Annotated in this window: 1 pseudogene; it reads right to left on the minus strand. The window is 37.1% G+C overall.

From position 1 onward, the window contains the following. Positions 1-369, minus strand: a pseudogene (locus A2255_10385) (hypothetical protein).

The following is a 369-nucleotide window of genomic DNA, read 5'->3' on the forward strand; positions in this document are numbered from 1 at the left end:
ACTCTAAAGAAGCAATTTTACCAACTTTATATTCGGAAACAACTTTTGGATTGTCGTCAATGGCTTTTTTAACTATTTTTTCCAACTCTGCCTCGTCATTTTTTTGAAACAAACCGAGTTTTTGGGCAATTTCAATAGGCCTCTGATTGCTACCCTGAAGCATTGCCGCCAAAACATCTTTGCCTCCCCGTGAAGATAATTCGCCCTTGTCCAACATCACAATTAATTCGGCAAAAACGCCCGGCGGAATTTTTTCATTAGCACCATCATTGATAATATAATTCGCCGCCAGTTGAATCAGATTCTTCTCACCTAAAATTTTAGCGACTACTTCAAAAAATTCTGCCAACTTTTTATTCTGAATAAAAA

The organism is Candidatus Melainabacteria bacterium RIFOXYA2_FULL_32_9 (assembly GCA_001784615.1).
Lineage (GTDB): Bacteria > Cyanobacteriota > Vampirovibrionia > Gastranaerophilales > UBA9579 > UBA9579.